This window comes from Klebsiella sp. SWET4, from assembly GCF_024296565.1.
GTDB classification, from domain to species: Bacteria; Pseudomonadota; Gammaproteobacteria; order Enterobacterales; family Enterobacteriaceae; genus Klebsiella; species Klebsiella variicola.
On sequence record NZ_JANCOB010000005.1, the window covers coordinates 265,593 to 285,360 of the forward strand.

At 57.6% G+C, this 19,768-nt stretch carries 19 protein-coding genes; 4 read left to right on the forward strand and 15 right to left on the reverse strand.

The window, feature by feature from the left end; translation table 11 throughout:
- Positions 1-114: 114 nt before the first annotated feature.
- The gene (gene ettA / locus NKJ21_RS14405; RefSeq protein WP_012968984.1) at positions 115-1,782 is read left to right on the forward strand and encodes an energy-dependent translational throttle protein EttA; all 1,668 of its coding nucleotides are present in this window, start codon (positions 115-117) and stop codon (positions 1,780-1,782) included.
- Positions 1,783-1,875: 93 nt separating this feature from the next.
- Here ettA and nadR read toward each other — a convergent pair whose 3' ends face one another.
- From nadR to serB, 3 genes are read right to left on the reverse strand one after another with little or no spacing between them, the layout of a single operon-like run.
- Positions 1,876-3,108, reverse strand: coding sequence for a multifunctional transcriptional regulator/nicotinamide-nucleotide adenylyltransferase/ribosylnicotinamide kinase NadR (gene nadR / locus NKJ21_RS14410; protein ID WP_002887802.1), 1,233 nt, complete (start codon positions 3,106-3,108; stop codon positions 1,876-1,878).
- Positions 3,109-3,129: 21 nt separating this feature from the next.
- Positions 3,130-4,512 (reverse strand): DNA repair protein RadA, encoded by a 1,383-nt coding sequence (gene radA / locus NKJ21_RS14415; protein WP_002887800.1) that lies wholly within the window; start codon positions 4,510-4,512, stop codon positions 3,130-3,132.
- Positions 4,513-4,521: 9 nt separating this feature from the next.
- Positions 4,522-5,493 (reverse strand): phosphoserine phosphatase, encoded by a 972-nt coding sequence (serB, locus tag NKJ21_RS14420; protein ID WP_032732483.1) that lies wholly within the window; start codon positions 5,491-5,493, stop codon positions 4,522-4,524.
- Between the two features lie 104 nt (positions 5,494-5,597).
- On the opposite strand from serB, the gene NKJ21_RS14425 reads away from it, so the two are divergent.
- Both NKJ21_RS14425 and lplA read left to right on the forward strand, forming a co-directional pair.
- Positions 5,598-6,245 (forward strand): YtjB family periplasmic protein, encoded by a 648-nt coding sequence (locus NKJ21_RS14425; protein WP_012542920.1) that lies wholly within the window; start codon positions 5,598-5,600, stop codon positions 6,243-6,245.
- Entirely contained in the window at positions 6,245-7,261 is a 1,017-nt protein-coding gene (lplA, locus tag NKJ21_RS14430) for a lipoate--protein ligase LplA (protein ID WP_064170626.1), read from the forward strand. The genes NKJ21_RS14425 and lplA overlap by 1 nt, the downstream gene beginning before the upstream one ends.
- Before the next feature lie 80 nt (positions 7,262-7,341).
- Here the strand turns inward: lplA and deoD are convergent, their stop codons facing one another.
- From deoD to NKJ21_RS14490, 12 genes are all read right to left on the reverse strand, one after another.
- Positions 7,342-8,061 carry a purine-nucleoside phosphorylase gene (gene deoD / locus NKJ21_RS14435; RefSeq protein WP_002887789.1) on the reverse strand — a complete coding sequence of 240 codons (720 nt, stop codon included), beginning with the start codon at positions 8,059-8,061 and terminating at the stop codon, positions 7,342-7,344.
- A 102-nt stretch (positions 8,062-8,163) separates the two neighbouring features.
- A complete protein-coding gene (deoB, locus tag NKJ21_RS14440; protein WP_016160264.1) occupies positions 8,164-9,387 on the reverse strand; it encodes a phosphopentomutase in 1,224 nt (407 codons plus the stop codon).
- Between the two features lie 52 nt (positions 9,388-9,439).
- Entirely contained in the window at positions 9,440-10,762 is a 1,323-nt protein-coding gene (gene deoA / locus NKJ21_RS14445; protein WP_022065752.1) for a thymidine phosphorylase, read from the reverse strand.
- A gap of 113 nt (positions 10,763-10,875) precedes the next feature.
- Positions 10,876-11,655: a deoxyribose-phosphate aldolase gene (deoC, locus tag NKJ21_RS14450; RefSeq protein WP_002887784.1), complete on the reverse strand. Its 780-nt coding sequence runs from the start codon at positions 11,653-11,655 to the stop codon at positions 10,876-10,878.
- 416 nt (positions 11,656-12,071) lie between these two features.
- Positions 12,072-12,857, reverse strand: coding sequence for a metal-dependent hydrolase (locus NKJ21_RS14455; protein ID WP_012542923.1), 786 nt, complete (start codon positions 12,855-12,857; stop codon positions 12,072-12,074).
- Positions 12,854-13,927 carry a patatin family protein gene (locus NKJ21_RS14460; protein ID WP_008807527.1) on the reverse strand — a complete coding sequence of 358 codons (1,074 nt, stop codon included), beginning with the start codon at positions 13,925-13,927 and terminating at the stop codon, positions 12,854-12,856. Before NKJ21_RS14460 ends, NKJ21_RS14455 begins: the two co-directional genes overlap by 4 nt.
- A 153-nt stretch (positions 13,928-14,080) precedes the next feature.
- On the reverse strand, positions 14,081-14,242 hold the full coding sequence (locus NKJ21_RS14465; protein ID WP_002887716.1) for a DUF1328 domain-containing protein: 162 nt from the start codon (positions 14,240-14,242) through the stop codon (positions 14,081-14,083).
- A gap of 129 nt (positions 14,243-14,371) precedes the next feature.
- Complete coding sequence (gene osmY, locus NKJ21_RS14470) at positions 14,372-14,992, reverse strand: molecular chaperone OsmY (RefSeq protein ID WP_008807528.1); 621 nt, start codon at positions 14,990-14,992, stop codon at positions 14,372-14,374.
- 219 nt (positions 14,993-15,211) lie between these two features.
- Entirely contained in the window at positions 15,212-16,801 is a 1,590-nt protein-coding gene (gene prfC, locus NKJ21_RS14475; protein WP_008807529.1) for a peptide chain release factor 3, read from the reverse strand.
- 90 nt (positions 16,802-16,891) lie between these two features.
- Positions 16,892-17,569 (reverse strand): pyrimidine 5'-nucleotidase, encoded by a 678-nt coding sequence (yjjG, locus tag NKJ21_RS14480; protein WP_008807530.1) that lies wholly within the window; start codon positions 17,567-17,569, stop codon positions 16,892-16,894.
- 14 nt (positions 17,570-17,583) lie between these two features.
- Positions 17,584-18,030 carry a ribosomal protein S18-alanine N-acetyltransferase gene (gene rimI, locus NKJ21_RS14485; RefSeq protein WP_008807531.1) on the reverse strand — a complete coding sequence of 149 codons (447 nt, stop codon included), beginning with the start codon at positions 18,028-18,030 and terminating at the stop codon, positions 17,584-17,586.
- A complete protein-coding gene (locus NKJ21_RS14490; RefSeq protein WP_004146046.1) occupies positions 17,999-18,412 on the reverse strand; it encodes a DNA polymerase III subunit psi in 414 nt (137 codons plus the stop codon). Before NKJ21_RS14490 ends, rimI begins: the two co-directional genes overlap by 32 nt.
- A gap of 102 nt (positions 18,413-18,514) precedes the next feature.
- Between NKJ21_RS14490 and rsmC the strand changes: the two genes are divergently transcribed.
- Positions 18,515-19,543, forward strand: a complete 1,029-nt coding sequence (gene rsmC / locus NKJ21_RS14495) for a 16S rRNA (guanine(1207)-N(2))-methyltransferase RsmC (protein ID WP_012542927.1) — start codon at positions 18,515-18,517, stop codon at positions 19,541-19,543.
- The last annotated feature ends 225 nt before the right edge of the window (positions 19,544-19,768 follow it).

The following is a 19,768-nucleotide window of genomic DNA, read 5'->3' on the forward strand; positions in this document are numbered from 1 at the left end:
TGGACATTTTTTTACGCTTCTGTGAATCCTGTCGCCTCGCTGGGATTAGCGCGCGAAAAAGGCTACACTTCGGCTTTGAACTATCTATCAAAATAGAAAGAGGCGAAGTCCAACGTGGCTCAATTCGTTTATACCATGCATCGTGTCGGCAAAGTGGTTCCGCCGAAACGTCATATTTTGAAAAATATCTCCCTCAGCTTCTTCCCTGGCGCGAAAATCGGTGTGCTCGGTCTGAACGGCGCCGGTAAGTCTACCCTGCTGCGCATCATGGCCGGTATCGACACCGAGATCGAAGGTGAAGCGCGTCCGCAGCCAGGCATCAAAATCGGCTACCTGCCGCAGGAGCCGCAGCTCAACCCGGAACACACCGTGCGCGAGTCCGTTGAAGAAGCGGTCGCCGAAGTGGTTAACGCGCTGAAGGGTCTGGACGAAGTGTATGCCAAATACGCCGAGCCGGATGCGGACTTCGATAAGCTTGCCGCCCAGCAAGGCAAGTTCGAAGAGATTATCCAGGCGCACGACGGCCACAACCTGAACGTGCAGCTGGAGCGCGCGGCCGATGCCCTGCGCCTGCCGGACTGGGATGCGAAAATCGCGAATCTTTCCGGTGGTGAACGCCGCCGCGTCGCGCTGTGCCGCCTGCTGCTGGAAAAACCAGATATGCTGCTGCTCGACGAACCGACTAACCACCTGGACGCCGAGTCCGTCGCCTGGCTGGAACGCTTCCTGCACGATTTCGAAGGCACCGTGGTGGCGATTACCCACGACCGTTACTTCCTCGACAACGTCGCCGGCTGGATCCTCGAACTTGACCGCGGCGAAGGTATTCCGTGGGAAGGCAACTACTCCTCCTGGCTGGAGCAGAAAGATCAGCGTCTGGCGCAGGAAGCTTCTCAGGAAGCGGCGCGTCGTAAATCCATCGAGAAAGAGCTTGAGTGGGTTCGCCAGGGCGCGAAAGGCCGTCAGTCCAAGGGCAAAGCCCGTCTGGCGCGCTTTGAAGAGCTTAACAACGTCGAATACCAGAAACGCAACGAGACTAACGAACTGTTCATTCCGCCAGGCGCGCGTCTGGGCGATAAAGTTCTGGAAGTCAGCCATCTGCGCAAATCCTACGGCGACCGCGTGCTGATTGACGATCTGAGCTTCTCGGTACCGAAAGGCGCTATCGTCGGCATCATCGGTCCGAACGGCGCGGGTAAATCCACCCTGTTCCGCATGATGTCCGGCCAGGAGCAGCCAGATTCCGGCACCATCACCCTGGGTGAAACCGTTAAGCTGGCCTCCGTCGATCAGTTCCGCGACGCGATGGACAACAGTAAGACCGTGTGGGAAGAAGTGTCTGGCGGCCTGGATATCATGAAGATCGGCAACACCGAGATGCCGAGCCGCGCCTACGTGGGCCGCTTTAACTTCAAAGGCGTCGATCAGGGCAAACGCGTTGGCGAGCTGTCCGGCGGTGAGCGTGGTCGTCTGCACCTGGCGAAACTGCTGCAGGTCGGCGGTAACGTCCTGCTGCTCGATGAACCAACCAACGACCTGGATATCGAAACCCTGCGCGCGCTGGAAAACGCCCTGCTGGAGTTCCCGGGCTGCGCGATGGTTATCTCGCACGACCGCTGGTTCCTTGACCGTATTGCCACCCACATTCTGGATTACCAGGATGAAGGTAAGGTTGAGTTCTTCGAAGGTAACTTTACCGAATACGAAGAGTATAAGAAACGCACCCTCGGCGCCGACGCGCTGGAGCCGAAGCGAATCAAGTACAAGCGTATCGCGAAATAAAACGCAAAAAGGCAACTTCGGTTGCCTTTTTTAGGGTTTGCTCCCTCTCCCACCGGGAGAGGGTTGGGGTGAGGGCAACAGCCCGCAGAGGACCTACCCCTGCTCGCCCATCAGCTGCTTCACCAGCTCAACGCAGCGCAGGAACCGGGCATCGTAGTCCGACTCCTTAACATGGACAAACTCGATCTCGTTCTCTTTCAGCAGCGACACCAGCAGCGACTGAAACTCTTTACGATCCACCGAACTCCCAAGGCTGCGTAACCCATCGGCCACCCACGGGGTATTGTTCTCCAGCAGGATCACCAGGTCGAAACGGTATTCATCAATCAGCGCCTGCACGAACGGGTGCTCACGCCCCTCGTACTTCAGGCAGAAGGCCTGAGTGCTGACGAAGTCGGTATCGATAAACGCCACCTTGTTGGCGTATTTGACTGCAAAATCAATATACTGCGCATGTCCGAGGGCAATTTTATCGTAATCCGAATACTGGAGCGCCATCTCATCGCCGCCAAGATGCGAAAAGACATAATCCCGACCATACTCCCAGGCGCTGGTGGTATTGAAGATATTGGCGAGCTTATTGACCAGCGTCGATTTACCGCTCGACTCGCCGCCGAGGATCGCCACCGTCCGCACAAAGAACGGTTTCACTTCCGTCGGAATATATTCCCAGTAGCGGAACGGGTTCTCGCGGATCTGCCCGCCGCTAATATTCATAAAGGTCCGCTTAGGATCGATAAGCACCGTCTCGATCCCCAGATGCTCAAGGTACTGCGGCGCATCGGCCTCTTCCGAGGTATAGATCCGGTTCGGCTCGATCCCTTTTTCACTCATAAAAGCGCGGATCCCATGGCTCCAGACGTCCCAGCCATGCGGATAGGGCTCCATCCCCTCTTCATTGAAGGCGTGGATGCGAATATTCTTCTGATATTTAAAGGTCTGCAGCAGCCAGCGCAGGCGGTCAGGCACCGTCGGCTGCTGCGACATGGCGCTCTCTTCAAACAGCTCGCGGTCGCGGGTATCGTCATAGCCCATGATGATATGCAGCTCATCGACCTGGCTACAGGCGCGCTGTATCAGGTAGATATGCCCGGTATGCAGCGGGTAAAACTTACCAAACACCACCCCGACGCTTTTCTGCCGGCGGGGAAACTCCAGCCCGAGGAAACGATGCAGCGCTTCAAGCTTCTGCGCGCTCGGGCTTTTGATTTTGGCATTCAGCAGCTGGCTGAGATACCCCTTGGTCATTCCGCTGGCTTCCGCCACCTGCTGCAGGGTACAACCTTTCTGCTTAATGGCGCTTTTTAAATAGTCAAATGACGACATCGCTAATCTCCTTTTAACTTATTATAAGTCGTCAAAAACGCTTAGCGCGTCTGAAAGCTTTTTCACACCAAAGATTTGCATGCCTTCCGGTACTTTTTTCGGCACATTGGCCGCCGGGACGATGGCGCGGCGGAAACCATGCTTCGCCGCTTCGGATATACGCTCCTGACCGCTCGGCACCGGGCGAATTTCCCCGGCCAGCCCGACTTCGCCAAAGACCACCAGATCCTGCGGCAGCGGGCGATCGCGCAGGCTGGAAACCATCGCCAGCAGCAGCGCCAGGTCAGCGCTGGTTTCGGTGACCTTCACCCCGCCAACCACGTTGACGAAGACGTCCTGATCGGCCATCTGCAGGCCGCCGTGACGATGCAGCACCGCCAGCAGGATCGCCAGACGGTTCTGTTCCAGCCCCACCGCCACGCGGCGCGGGTTGGACATCATCGAGTGATCCACCAGCGCCTGGATCTCCACCAGCAGCGGGCGGGTCCCTTCCCAGACCACCATCACCGAACTGCCGGAGGTGATTTCATCTCCCCGGCTAAGGAAGATAGCGGAGGGGTTGCTGACTTCGCGCAGGCCCTGCTCGGTCATGGCGAAAACGCCGAGTTCATTGACCGCGCCAAAGCGGTTTTTGTGGCTACGTAACGTGCGGAAACGGGAATCGGCATCCCCGTCCAGCAGCACCGAGCAGTCGATACAGTGCTCCAGCACCTTCGGACCGGCCAGCGAGCCGTCTTTGGTGACGTGGCCGACCATCACAATCGCCACGCCGCGAGTTTTAGCAAAGCGCGTCAAATAGGCCGCGGTTTCACGTACCTGGGCGACACTGCCCGGCGACGACTGCACGTCGGCCATATGCATCACCTGGATGGAGTCGATCACCATCAGCTGCGGCTTTTCTTCATCGGCGATCTGACAGATCTGCTCAATGCTGGTTTCCGAGAGCATGTTCAGGTTGGCCGTCGGCAACCCGAGACGATGGGCGCGCATCGCCACCTGCTGCAGGGACTCCTCCCCGGTGACGTACAGGGTTTTCATCCCCTCCGCAAGTTTGCAGAGGGTTTGCAGCAGCAGCGTCGATTTCCCGGCGCCGGGGTTGCCGCCAATCAGGATCGCGCTGCCCGGCACTACGCCGCCGCCCAGCACGCGGTCAAACTCTTTAAAGCCGGTGGAGAAACGCGGCAGCGCCTCCAGGCTGATATCTGACAGCTTCTGCACCTTCGACACGCCGGCGTTACCGGCATAGCCTGAAAGACGCTCGTTTCTCGCCACCTGCGGCGACGCGGCGATGCGCATCTCGGTGATGGTGTTCCAGGCATGGCAGGCGCTGCACTGCCCCTGCCAGCGCGGATAATCCGCACCACATTCATTACAGACAAATGCGCGTTTTGGAGCTTTCGCCACGTTTACCTCTTACTTTTGGTTCATGCTGCCCGAGAGAATACAGAATACCCCCATCAGGTCAGCGTGGCGGATAGTCACTTCCGCCTGTTCATTCACTTTAGGCTTCGCGTGATAGGCGATGCCGAGGCCTGCCGCCTTAATCATCGGCAGGTCGTTGGCGCCATCACCGATAGCCACAGTTTGCGCCGTTGGGATCTCATACTTTTCCGCCAGCTTGCGCAACGTATTGGCTTTATATTTCGCATCGACGATATCGCCGAGCACGTTGCCGGTGAGCTTGCCGTCGCGGATCTCCAGTTCATTGGCGAACACCGCGTCGAGATGTAGCTTGTCGCGCAGGTACTCGGCAAAGAAGGTGAAGCCGCCGGAGGCGATCGCCACTTTCCAGCCTAACGCTTCCAGCTTGAGCACCAGCTGTGCCAGGCCCGGCATCAGCGGCAGCGCGTCGCGCACCTGCAGCAAAATACTGGCATCCGCATCTTTCAGCGTCGCCACGCGCTGGCGCAGGCTGGCGGTGAAGTCCAGCTCCCCACGCATCGCCCGCTCGGTCACTTCCGAGACCAGCTCGCCGGTGCCAGCCAGTTTCGCAATCTCATCGATGCATTCGATCTGGATCGCCGTGGAGTCCATGTCCATCACCAGCAGGCCCGGGGTGCGCAGATGGGGGATTTTACCCAATGGCGCGACGTCCAGCCCCGCCTCATGCGCCAGTCGCGTCGCACGGGGAGTCAGCGAACCGGCCAGGCGGATCACCTGGTAATCCTCGACCACCCAGGAGGCAACGATCACTAACGCGGCGCCCAGCTCGCGCTGCCAGTCCGTCAGACGGCGCTTATTCAGACCGCGACCATACAGCAGCCAGCCGCTGCGCCCGGCGTGATAATCCAGCGGCATGACCTCATCGCCGCTCAGGGAAAGCGGCAACCCAGGCCACAGGGAAACGTCTTCAGGCAGGTCGCACCAGGTCAAACTGTTAGGCATTACGGCTCCACATCTCTTCATTCAGGCGAGGAAAATAACGCATGAGGCTACCTTGTAACCAGCGCTTCTGGCAACATTAAGCTGCAAATTTTCAAAGGTGGAATATGGTTCGCGCAAAACTGAAATTCCGGCTGCATCGTGCGGTCATTGTCCTTATCTGTCTGGCGCTGCTCGTCGCACTGATGCAGGGCGCCTCGTGGTTCAGTCAGAACAGTCAGAAACAACGCAATCCGCAGCTGGAAGAGCTGGCCCGCACGCTGGCGCAGCAGGTGGTACTGAATCTCGTGCCGCTGATGCGCAGCGAAACACCGGACGAGAAGCGCATTAATCAACTGTTGACGCAGCTGACCCATAACAGCCGCGTACTGGACGCCGGCGTGTATGACGAACAGGGCGACCTGGTGGCACGCTCTGGCGAAAGCGTCGAGGTTCGCGACCGGCTGGCGCTGGATGGCAAAAAAGCCGGCGGCTACTTCAACCAGCAGATTGTCGAGCCGGTTCCGGGAAAAAACGGCCCGCTGGGCTACCTGCGTCTGACCCTCGATACTCATACCCTGGCGACCGAGGCGAAGCAGGTGGATAATACCACCAATATATTACGCCTGATGCTGTTACTGTCCCTGGCTATCGGCGTGGTGCTAACCCGCACGCTGCTGCAGGGTAAACGCACCCGCTGGCAGCAATCGCCCTTCCTGCTCACCGCCAACAAGCCGGTTGAGGATGAAGACGATGAAAAGAAAGGAAATCTATAATGTCCACATTGCGCCTCCTGCTCTCTGACTCTTACGACCCGTGGTTCAATCTGGCGGTCGAAGAGTGTATTTTCCGCCAAATGCCCGCCACCCAGCGGGTGCTGTTCCTGTGGCGCAATGCCGATACCGTGGTCATCGGCCGCGCGCAGAATCCGTGGAAGGAGTGTAATACTCGCCGCATGGAGGAAGATCACGTGCGGCTGGCCCGTCGCAGCAGCGGCGGCGGCGCGGTGTTCCACGACCTCGGTAATACCTGCTTTACCTTTATGGCAGGCAAACCGGAGTACGACAAAACCGTCTCCACCGCTATCGTGCTGGCGGCGCTCAATTCACTCGGCGTAACCGCCGAAGCCTCCGGGCGCAACGATCTGGTGGTCAAAACCGACAGCGGCGATCGCAAGGTGTCTGGTTCCGCCTATCGTGAGACCATCGACCGCGGTTTCCATCACGGCACCCTGCTGCTGAATGCCGATTTAAGTCGCCTCGCTAACTACCTTAACCCGGACCAAAAAAAGCTACAGGCCAAAGGCATTACCTCGGTGCGCGGTCGCGTGGCGAACCTGGTTGAGCTGCTGCCGGGTATTACTCATCAGCACATTTGCGAGGCGATTCAGGAGGCGTTCTTCAGCCATTACGGCGAATGGGTGGACGCCGAGGTGATCTCCCCGGACAACACGCCGGACCTGCCGAATTTTGCCGAGACCTTCGCCCGCCAGAGCAGCTGGGAGTGGAACTTCGGCCAGGCGCCGGCCTTCTCTCATCTGCTGGACGAGCGCTTTCGCTGGGGCGGCGTTGAGCTGCATTTTGACGTCGAGAAAGGCCATATCACCCGCACGCAAGCCTTTACCGATAGCCTGAACCCGGCGCCGCTCGAGGCCCTGGCGGCACGCTTAGTTGGCTGTCAGTATCGGGCGGAAGTCTTGCAGCAGCAGTGTGAGGCGCTGGTCGGCGATTTCCCGGAGCAGGAAGCGGAACTCAAAGAACTGTCGGCGTGGATAGCCGGCGCGGTGCGCTAATAAAAAAAGCCCGCTGCGCTTAGCGGGCCTGGAAAACCGTAGGCCGGGTCAGGCGAAGCCGCCACCCGGCACAACAGGTCTTATTCTTTATCGCCCAGCAGTACCGATTCCAGTGCGATTTTGATCATATCGTTGAAGGTCGTCTGACGTTCAGCGGCAGTGGTCTGCTCGTGGGTACGGATGTGGTCGGAGACGGTGCAGATGGTCAGCGCTTTCGCGCCGAATTCTGCCGCCACGCCGTAGATCCCGGCCGCTTCCATTTCCACGCCCAGGATGCCGTATTTTTCCATCACGTCGAACATGGACGGGTCTGGCGTATAGAACAGGTCAGCGGAGAAGATGTTGCCTACGCGCGCGTCAACGCCCAGCGCTTTCGCCGCGTCTACCGCGTTACGCACCATGCCGAAATCGGCAATCGCCGCGAAATCATGGTCTTTGAAACGCAGACGGTTCACTTTAGAGTCGGTGCACGCGCCCATGCCGATCACCACGTCACGCAGTTTGACATCTTCACGCACCGCGCCGCAGGAGCCCACGCGGATGATTTTCTTCACGCCGAAATCGGTGATCAGCTCTTTGGTGTAGATTGAGCAGGACGGGATACCCATCCCGTGGCCCATCACGGAGATTTTGCGGCCTTTATAAGTACCGGTGAAGCCCAGCATGCCGCGCACGTTGTTCACTTCACGCACGTCTTCAAGGAAGGTTTCTGCAATGTGCTTCGCGCGCAGCGGGTCGCCCGGCATCAAAACGACGTCAGCGAAATCGCCCATTTCTGCGTTAATGTGAGGAGTTGCCATCTTCAGTTCCTTTTACATTGTTGTTTTTGCCGGGTGGCGGCTACGCCTTACCCGGCCTACAAATCGTAGGCCCGGATCGCTGTGCGCCACCGGGCAATGACCTCAGAACATGGCTTTGCCATATTCCATGTCAGACGTACCAAAGTATTTCGCAATAGTCTGGCCGATGTCCGCGAAGGTTTCACGGTGACCGAGCGAACCCGGTTTCACTTTCGGGCCATATACCAGCACCGGAATATGCTCGCGGGTATGGTCGGTACCGGTCCAGGTCGGGTCACAGCCGTGGTCGGCGGTGAGGATCAGAATGTCGTCTTCGCCAACCAGCTCCATCAGCTCCGGCAGACGGCGGTCGAACAGCTCCAGACCCGCCGCGTAGCCGGCGACATCGCGACGGTGGCCCCAGGAGGAGTCAAAGTCGACGAAGTTAGTGAAGACGATGGTCTCGTCGCCCGCTTCCTTCATCTCTTTGATGGTCGCGTCGAACAGCGCGTCCAGCCCGGTGGCTTTCACTTTCTTAGTGATGCCGCAGTTGGCGTAGATGTCGGCGATTTTACCCACGGACACCACGTGGCCGTTCTTCTCGTCAACCAGCTTCTGCAGCACGGTCGGCGCCGGCGGTTCGACCGCCAGATCGTGACGGTTGCCGGTACGCTGGAAGTTACCGGCTTTGTCGCCGATAAACGGACGGGCGATGACGCGGCCAATGTTATAGCCGCCTTCGGTCAGCTCTTCACGCGCGATTTCGCACAGCTCATACAGCTTGTCGAGGCCAAAGGTCTCTTCGTGACAAGCGATCTGGAACACCGAGTCAGCGGAGGTATAGAAGATCGGTTTCCCGGTTTTCATATGTTCTTCGCCGAGCTGATCGAGGATCACCGTCCCGGAGGAGTGGCAGTTGCCGAGGTAGCCCGGCAGGTTGGCGCGTTTCACCAGCTTATCCAGCAGCTCCTGCGGGAAGCTGTTTTCATGGTCGCTAAAGTAGCCCCAGTCAAACAGCACCGGCACACCGGCGATTTCCCAGTGACCGGACGGCGTATCTTTACCAGAAGAGAGTTCATGCGCCCAGGCATAGGCACCAATCACTTCGGCATTGCCATCCATTCCGGCGGCAATTTTACCGGTAGAACCTTCATGCGCTTTCACCAGACCCAGACGGGTCAGGTTCGGTAAATTCAGCGGGCCTTTGCGGCCATTGTCAGCCTCGCCTTTGGCGCAGGCTTCCGCAATGTGGCCCAGCGTATCGGCGCCGACGTCGCCAAAGCGGTCTGCGTCTTCCGTTGCACCAATCCCAAAGGAGTCCAGCACCATGATAAATGCACGTTTCATCTTGTTCTCCATACATCTTGCGCTGCAAAAAAGCGATCAGATCAGTATATCGCTATTCAGTGATGCGGCGATAGACTGTCGGTGTAATTTCCGGGGCTTTATCGTCCAGTTTAATGGCCGCTTTGACCGCTTTCGCGGCCTCCTGCCAACTGTTCTCGTCTTTGGCATGGATCACCGCCAGCGGACGCTGTCCGTCAACGTGGTCACCCAGACGCGCCATATCGGTAAAGCCAACGCTATAGTCAATGGTATCTGATGCCTGGCGGCGGCCGCCGCCCATAGAAACCACTGCCATTCCCAGCGCGCGAGTATCCATCGCGCTGATAAAACCTTCGGTATCAGCATAGACCGCTTTGCTCAGCATCGCCGTCGGCAGATAATGATCATAATTCTCGACAAAGTCGGTCGGCCCTTTCTGCGCCGCGACCATGCGGCCAAAGACTTCCGCCGCTTTACCGTTCTCCAGCACCGCCTGCAGCTTCGCGCGCGCCTCGGCGTCATCCGCCGCCAGCTTGCCGGAGATCAGCATTTCCACACACAGCGCCATCGTCACGTCGAACAGGCGTGGGTTGCGATATTCGCCGGTCAGGAACTGCACCGCTTCGCGAACTTCAACGGCGTTGCCGGCGCTGGATGCCAGCACCTGATTCATATCGGTCAGCAGCGCGGTGGTACGCACGCCGGCGCCGTTGGCAACACCCACGATCGCTTCGGCCAGCGCGGCAGAGAGTTCATAAGTCGGCATAAAGGCGCCGCTGCCGACTTTGACGTCCATCACCAGCGCGTCCAGCCCTTCCGCCAGTTTCTTGGCCAGAATCGAGGCGGTAATCAGCGGGATGGAGTCCACCGTCGCGGTAATATCGCGGGTGGCATAGAAACGTTTGTCGGCCGGAGCAAGCGAGCTGGTCTGCCCGATAATCGCCACGCCGACATCTTTAATAATCTCGCGAAAGCGGTTGTCGTCCGGGAAGATATCGAAGCCCGGGATCGCTTCCAGTTTATCCAGCGTACCGCCGGTATGGCCGAGGCCACGCCCGGAGATCATCGGTACATAACCGCCGCAGGCGGCCACCATTGGCCCCAACATCAGCGAGGTCACGTCACCCACGCCGCCGGTGGAGTGTTTATCGACGATCGGGCCGTTGAGGTTAAGGCTTTTCCAGTTGAGAACGGTGCCGGAATCCCGCATCGCCATGGTCAGCGAAACACGCTCCGGCATGGACATATCGTGGAAGAAAATGGTCATCGCCAGCGCGGCGATTTGCCCTTCTGAGATAGTATTGTCGCGGATGCCGTTGATGAAAAAGCGGATCTCTTCATCGCTTAATGCATGACCATCACGTTTTTTACGAATAATTTCTTGTGCGAGAAACACGGTAACCTCCCAAAGAGAATAAATTGCCGGATGACGGCGCGAGCGCCTTATCCGGCCTACAGGCATCCATTCGTAGGCCGGATAAGCGCAGCGCCATCCGGCAAATCAAGGGATTAGTAGCTGCTGGCGCTCTTGCCGTCGCCGTGACCCAGCGCTTTCAACAGGCTAGCCAGCAGGCTGGATGCGCCAAAACGATAGTGACGAGAATCGGCCCAGTCGGCGCCGAACAGTTCATCAGCGATCGCCAGGAACTGCTGCGCATCTTCCGCGCTGCGTACGCCGCCGGCAGGCTTGAAGCCAACGGTTTTCTCAACGCCCATATCGCGGATCACTTCCATCATGATGCGCGCGCTTTCCGGCGTCGCATTCACCGGCACTTTACCGGTCGAAGTCTTGATAAAGTCAGCGCCTGCCTTGATAGAGATTTCAGACGCTTTGCGGATCAGCGCTTCTTCTTTCAGCTCACCGGTTTCGATGATCACTTTCAGCAGCACGTTGGCCGCCGCGCAGGCCTCTTTACAGGCTTTCACCAGCTCGAAACCGACCTGCTCGTTGCCGGCGATCAGCGCGCGGTACGGGAAGACCACGTCCACTTCATCGGCACCGTAAGCGATCGCTGCGCGGGTTTCCGCCAGCGCAATGTCGATATCGTCATTACCGTGCGGGAAGTTGGTGACCGTGGCGATGCGAATATCCGGCGTTCCTTGCTCGTTCAGCGTTTTACGGGCAATCGGGATGAAGCGCGGGTAGATACACACCGCCGCAGTGTTACCCACCGGGGTTTTCGCCTGATGACACAGGGCAATGACTTTCTCATTGGTGTCGTCGTCATTCAGGGTGGTCAGGTCCATCAGTTTTAACGCGCGCAGGCTGCTTGCTTTTAAATCAGTCATTTCATACTCCGCCGGCGTCATGCCGGATCAATAGTTTGTTCACCTTGCGAGTCTGTTACTATTGTAACATCCACTCGCTGTTACACTTCGACATTCATCACAGTTAATGAAAACTACTTACTAATTTGCATTACTGTGATGTGATGTAAGTCACAATTAATCATCCATCATCGCGACGCTTACCTTTACGTCCTGTTTAAGCAGGACCGGCAAAGCGCAGTGAGTGATGATGTTATTATTCTAACATATCCTACTAAGGTTTCTCGACGCCATGGCGCACAATTTGTGCACATCGTCGCCATAAACAACAGTTTATTATTGAGATATAAAGAATTTTAGATGGACAAAAAAATGATGGAATTATCACAGCAGGCCAAAATCGAGGCCTGATTCGTCTCAGGCGGAAAAGGAGAGGCTTAGCCCGCGAGCGCGGAAAAGAGGCTTTTTGTATTCGCCAACACCGCGGCTTCAATCGTCGGTGCCGGTTCCGCGCGCAGTTCACATAGCGCGTCAAATACGCGCGCCACCTGTTCAGGGCGGTTGGGCTGACCCTGAAAACCATTCAGCGGCATATCCGGCGCATCGGTCTCCAGCAGCAGCGCGGAAAGCGGCAGACGCGCCATCACTTCGCGGGTTTTGCTGGCGCGCGGATAGGTAATAGTGCCGCCAACACCAATCTTATAGCCGAGCTGAACGAAGCGCTCGGCCTGCTGTAGGCTGCCGGCGAAGCCATGTACCACGCCGGTGCGCGGCAGGGCATGTTTTTTCAGCAGCATCGCCAGCTTATCGTGGGTACGTCGGGAGTGGAGGATCACCGGCAGATCGTAACGCTTCGCCAGCCTCAGTTGCTCCTCCAGCAGCGCTTGCTGGCGGTCAAACTGCGGATCGTCGCGATAGAGATCGAGGCCAATCTCCCCCACCGCCACCAGTTTTGGCGGACGCAGGGACAGACACCTCTCCAGCTGCGCCAACCCCTCATCGGCATGCTGCTCAATGACGATCGGATGCATGCCCAGCGCGGCGTACAGCGCCTCATGCTGCGCCGCCAGCGCCAGCACCCGGTTAAAACGCGCAGCGGAGATGGCCGGGACAATGATCTGCCCGACACCGGCCTGGGCCGCGCGCGCCAGGCTGGCGGTTTCATCCTCGGCGAAGGGAGGAAAATCGAAGTGGCAGTGGGTATCGATAAAACGGTGGCTCATGCCAGATCCTCATGATCAAAGCTGGCGTCATTCGCCTGCGGTGCAGGAATGACAGTCGCCTGAGGCGCTTCATTGGCCACCGGTACGGGCGGCACCACCACCGGCGCAGGCCGGGCAATACGCGGCGCATGGCGCAGCAGCGGCGGTTGGTCGGCCAGCAGTTTACCCACCGTCGCCAGGAAATAGCGGCCACACTGACGTCCGGTTTTGTAGTCCTCCAGCAGCGCCGGCAGCCGACTGCCAAGCGCCATACTGCGCAATGGCCGCTGCGGGTAGATTTCGAAGATCCGCAGCTTGCCGGGTGGCTTCTCGATGAACTGCTGGATAGCGCGGTAAGTGTTTTCGTGGTGGTGCACCAGATTGACCAGCGGCTGCAGGCTGCTCTCCCCCAGCCAGCGCTCCATCCGCTTAAACCACTGCGGGGTATAAAACATCTGCGAGGGGACGGTACGGATCACCACGATGGTCTGCGCGCCGCGGCGGGCCGCCTCCTGCACCGGGATCGCATCGCTGACGCCGCCGTCAAGGTAGCTGACGCCGTCGAGCAACACGCCGCTGCGATAAAAGCCGGGGATGGCGCTGGAGGCGCGGATCAGGTCCAGCCACGTTTGCGGCGTCGGCGAAAAATAGCTGGCAGAGTAATCGTCACCGCGGCAGGCGCACAGCCACAGCTCTTTCCCCAACGCGAACTGCGCTTCAGCATAATTCATGGCCAGCGGCATCTGCTGCGAAGTGGCCTCCACCAGCCAGTCGAGATCGATAAGGTTGCCGCCGCGCACAAAGCGCATCGGATCGAAAAACTGGCGTGAGGTGGTGTAGCGGGTGATAACTTTGCGGGCATAGCCTTGCTGATTACACATGTAGGCGGAGAGGTTTTGCGCGCCGGCGGAGGTCCCCAACATCAGATCAAAGGGGTTAAATCCGGCGCGCATAAATTCGTCCAGCACCCCGGCAGTAAAAATCCCTCGCTGTCCCCCGCCTTCGCATACCAGCGCCAGCTTACCTGGTCGGAAGGGTTTAACCGCCAGCGGGGCGATATTGCCCAGCGTGACGGGAATGCGTTGCCCCACCCTGCTTTCCTGTTCGATTGGTCTTCTCCTGACAAGGTAACGCAATTTGCCCACCGCTTAAACCGCGAAAGCCAGTCCGCAGGACTGGCTTTGTGTAAGATGACGTGTCAGTAAAAATGCTCAGGCTTCAGCATCGCCCGCATCGCGGGCCACCTAAGGACGTCTGCGTCCTGTAAACAGGCTCACCAGGAACAGGATAATCCCGACGACAAAGACGATTTTCGCGGCGCCAGCGGCAGTACCCGCCAGACCACCAAAGCCCAGGGCCGCAGCAATTAATGCAATGACCAGAAAAATAATTCCCCATCGAAACATACTTTTCTCCTTACCATAATGGACGGTGAACAGCGGTTTGCGCACCCTTTCTGTATAGCTCATCGCTCAGAGGATGCTGCTATTCGTTCGGCAACCTTGGCCAGACAACACTTTTGTTAATAACTCGATTTACTTAACGCTAAGATCGTTGCGGACGCTTTTCACGCCGGAGACCGCTTTCGCAATCTCTGCCGCACGCTCCGCCTGCGCCGCGGAAGCCACCGTACCGGTCAGATGCACCGCGCCGGCGTTGGTTTCGACTTTCACATTGCGCGAAGGGACAATGTCATCCGCCAACAGCTTGGCTTTCACTTCGCTGGTAATGGCGGTATCCCCGGCATAGCCTTTCAGCGTCGCCGTCTCGCTCGATGATTTATGATGGACCGTCAGCTTGTCGTTAACGTGCGAGACGCCTTCGACCCCTTTCGCTACGCTCAGTGCCTGACTTTTCTGTTCAGTACTGGTGACGTCGCCGCTGAGGGTGACCACTTTATTCTCCGTTTTCACCGAAATATCGCCGGAGTTAATATCTTTATGGTCGATCAACGCCGCTTTTACCCGCGCGGTAATGGTGCTGTCATCCATAAAATCGCCGACTTTATTAATCGAATTGTCTACCGCCTCTCCCGCATTGCTGGCAGCCGACTTCGCACTGTCTACCGTTGTTTTTTCCGTCTCTGCCGAGGCGTTCAACGCGGCTAAGCCTAAGAAGAGCGCCAGCAACATATTGGCATTCTTTAGTCTGGTCATCGTGATGTCCTCGTTTTTTCACCAGCGCTGGCGTCTGAAAGCAGTGAATTACGCCAGCATTTTTAAAATCACGAATTAAATATAGTAGACAGACGAAGGGGTTGCGGATGATATGGACAAAAAACAGACGAATTAGCGGTGTTTTAAGAACTTTCCAGAAGGAGGGAAACGCGAGCGTGGAAAGAAAAAAGCGCGGGCTATGCCGCGCTTCATCAGGGATTAGTGCTCGCGCGTTTTGCGGAACACCACGTCAGGATAACGCTCCTGCGTCAGGTTCAGGTTGACCATTGTCGGGGCGATATAGGTCAGATTATCACCGCCATCCAGCGCCAGCTGAACTTCGTTTTTACGTTTGAACTCTTCGAATTTCTTCACATCCGTGGATTCAACCCAGCGCGCGGTGGCCACGTTGACCGATTCGTAAATCGCTTCCACGTTGTATTCGCTTTTCAGACGCGCTACCACCACGTCAAACTGCAGCACACCAACGGCGCCGACGATCAGGTCGTTATTGGCGATCGGACGGAAGACCTGTACCGCGCCCTCTTCAGAGAGCTGAACCAGCCCTTTCAGCAGCTGTTTCTGCTTCAGCGGATCCTTCAGGCGAATACGACGGAACAGTTCCGGTGCGAAGTTCGGAATACCGGTGAACTTCATCATCTCGCCCTGGGTGAAGGTATCGCCAATCTGAATGGTGCCGTGGTTATGCAGGCCGATAATATCGCCCGGATACGCTTCTTCAACGTGAGAACGGTCGCCGGCCATAAAGGTCAGCGCGTCGGAAATCACGACGTCTTTACCGATACGCACCTGACGCAGCTTCATGCCTTTTTCATATTTGCCGGACACCACGCGCATGAAAGCCACACGGTCGCGGTGTTTCGGGTCCATGTTGGCCTGAATTTTAAACACGAAGCCGGTAAATTTCTCTTCCGTGGCGGTGACTTCACGCGTGTCGGTGTTACGCGGCATCGGCGCCGGCGCCCACTCCACCAGGCCATCCAGCATATGGTCAACGCCGAAGTTACCTAACGCGGTCCCGAAGAACACCGGGGTGATTTCGCCCGCCAGGAACAGATCTTTATCGAACTCGTTTGACGCGCCCTGCACCAGCTCCAGCTCGTCGCGCAACTGCTGCGCCAGGTCTTCCCCCACCGCTGCGTCGAGTTCCGGGTTGTTGAGCCCCTTCACGATGCGCACTTCCTGAATGGTGTGGCCTTTACCGGTCTGATACAGGTAGGTTTCATCTTTGTAGAGATGATAAACGCCTTTGAACAGCTTGCCGCAGCCGATAGGCCAGGTAATCGGCGCGCAGCCGATTTTCAGCTCATTCTCAACTTCATCCAGCAACTCCATCGGATCGCGGATATCACGGTCGAGTTTGTTCATAAAGGTGAGGATCGGCGTGTCGCGCAGACGGGTAACTTCCATCAGCTTACGGGTCCGGTCTTCAACGCCTTTCGCCGCGTCGATCACCATCAGACAGCAGTCAACCGCCGTCAGAGTACGGTAGGTATCTTCGGAGAAGTCTTCGTGCCCCGGCGTATCCAGCAGGTTCACCAGGCAGTCGTGATACGGGAACTGCATCACCGAGGTGGTGATTGAGATCCCACGCTGCTTTTCCATCTCCATCCAGTCGGACTTTGCATGCTGGCTGGAGCCACGGCCTTTTACGGTACCGGCGGTCTGAATCGCCTGTCCGAACAGCAGCACCTTTTCGGTGATGGTGGTCTTACCGGCATCCGGGTGAGAAATAATGGCAAAAGTGCGGCGTTTGGCCACCTCTTGCAGATAAGGAGACAACGTCATAATTAATCTTCTAAGTAAACGCAGCAACGGGCTGCGCATGTGGAATACGAAAAATTGCGGCTATTTTACCCATCAATGGGGGGGAGGCAATCAGTGTTTACACAGGAGCTGCTCCAGTTCGCTTAACGAGGTCACCGTCCAGTCGGGCTGCAGGTCTACCGGCAGCGTTTGCTGGTGCGCATTCAGCCAGCAGGTCGCCAGGCCGGCATTCACGCCGCCGCGGATATCCGACTCGGCGGTATCACCGACCATCAGTACTCGCGAGCGCGGTGGATTACCCGCCTGCGCCAGCGCGTAATCGAAGATGCGCGCATCCGGCTTGGCGACGCCGACTTCTTCAGAAATAATCAGTAAATCAAAGTGATCGCGTAAACCTGTGCGTTCCAGACGAGTCTGCTGCAGCGAGGTAAAACCGTTGGTGATGATGCCCATCCTGACCTTGCCCTGCAGCGCGTTGAGCAGCGAGACCGCCCCCGGCAGCGGGGCACAGATTTCCGCCATCGCATTCATAAACGCGTCGTTGAGCTCACCCGGCTTAACATTCAAACGTTCCGCCCAGCTGTCAAAGCGCTGGTGCTGCAGCTGCAGCGAGGTGATGACGCCGTTTTGATAATCCACCCACAGCGGCTTATTCACGGCCTGATAGTCCTGAAAATCTTCGGCGGTAAATGTCACGCTGTAGTCGAGAAACATCCGCTGTAAGCCGCTGAAAGAATCAAACGAAAACAACGTTTCATCGGCATCAAAGAAAATCCAGTCCCATTTCATCGTATCACCTTGTCTTACATACTGATTGGCAGAGCCATAATAATGGCGTCTTCGCGCCCGTCGACCGTCGGATAGTAGTTGCGGCGGATGGTCGCTTCGTTAAAGCCTACGCTTTCATAGAGCGCAATGGCGGCAGCGTTGGAAGCGCGCACCTCCAGCCATAGCGTGACGACGCCGCGTTTTTCAACTTCATCAATAACATGTTCCAGCAGTTCCCGTCCCAGGCCACGGCGCTGGTATGCGGGGTCGACGGCGATGTTAAACAGCGTCGCTTCATCAAGGACAATCTGAGTAATGGCAAATGCCGCCATTTCCCCATCCACTGCCAGTTGGTAATTCAGATAACGTTCACCCTGATTGCTGGCAAAGGTCTGTTCGCTCCACGGGAAAGCGTGGGCGCGTTTTTCGATTTGCCAGGCGTTGGATAAATCAGCCGTGCTGAGGGTAGAAATCGTGTTCATGTGCGCAGATTTGTTGCCAGAGCGCCCTGCGAGCAGGCGCGCTGGTCTGAAGTTCATCAAAAGCGGGGGTGGACACCTGGGCGCCCGCCAGCGGCAGCGACGCCTCTGTGCCCAACCGCCAGCTGTTGCAACGGCTGTCCTGCGGCAGCATCGCCACCCGCTCGGGGGTAAGCTGCAGGACCTGATCTGGCGTCACGGCCAGCGCGCGTAATATGTCGCCAATCAGCGGCTCTGTCAGCGACGGCGGGGTTTCTGCCACCATCACCAGACGAATATGTTCAGGAAGCGAGATAGCGATTTCGCCCTGCAACGCCCCCGGTCGGCGCAGCGACCACTGGGTAATGCCCAGCTGCTGTAATTGCCAGTCTCGTCGGGATGTCATAGCGAAACACTCCTGGTAAACAAGCGCGCAATATAGCAAATCCGTCGTATCTGCGCCAACAAACTACTATAATCGGCGCCAGTCTTAATGAAGGAGTGTTTCATGTCCGCTTTTACCCCGGCAAGTGAAGTCTTGCTGCGCCACAGTGATGATTTCGAGTCCGCCCGCGTTCTGTTTGCCGGTGACCTGCAGGATGACCTGCCTGCGCGTCTGGATACCGCGGCCAGCCGCGCTCATACCCAACAGTTCCACCACTGGCAGGTGCTGAACCGTCAGATGGGTGACAACGTCCGTTTTAGCTTAGTGGCCGAGGCCGCCGACGTCGCCGATTGCGACACCCTGATCTACTACTGGCCGAAGAACAAACCCGAGGCGCAGTTCCAGCTGATGAACCTGCTCTCTCTGCTGCCGGTGGGAATCGATATTTTCGTCGTCGGGGAAAACCGTAGCGGCGTTCGCAGCGCAGAGCAAATGCTGGCCGAATATGCCCCGCTGAATAAAATCGACAGCGCCCGTCGCTGTGGCCTCTACCATGGTCGTCTGGAAAAGCAGCCGACCTTCGACGCCGAAGCATTCTGGGGCGAGTATGCGCTGGATAATCTGACGATTAAAACGCTGCCTGGCGTGTTTAGTCGCGACGGTCTGGACGTCGGCAGTCAGCTGCTGCTGTCCACTCTCGAGCCGCATACCAAAGGGAAAGTGCTGGATGTCGGCTGCGGCGCGGGCGTGCTGGCCGCAGTGCTGGCCAGCCATTCGCCGAAGGTGCGTCTGACCCTGTGCGACGTCAGCGCCCCGGCGGTCGAAGCCAGCCGCGCGACGCTTGCCGCTAATGGTTTTGCAGGCGATGTGTTTGCCAGCAACGTCTTTTCGGAGGTCAATGGTCGCTTCGACATGATCATCTCCAACCCACCATTCCATGATGGGCTGCAGACCAGCCTCGAAGCGGCCCAGGCGCTGATCCGCGGCGCGGTTCGCCATCTGAACAGCGGCGGCGAATTGCGCATTGTCGCCAACGCCTTCCTGCCGTATCCCCAGGTACTGGATGAGACATTTGGCTTCCATGAAGTGATCGCCCAAACAGGACGGTTTAAGGTCTATCGCACCATCATGACCCGCCAGGCGAAAAAATAATCGTCTTCTGGCGCCAGCGGCCCACTTGCGGTGCCGCTGGCTCTTCTTCGCGGCAAACCCGCCCATTTTTGCAGCAATCGATACAACCTGCATAATTAACTATTGACGTGCCGCCGAAAACCACTAGAATGCGCCTCCGTGGTAACGATACTTTCATAGTGTCGATGGTATGCGAAGGTGGCGGAATTGGTAGACGCGCTAGCTTCAGGTGTTAGTGTCCTTACG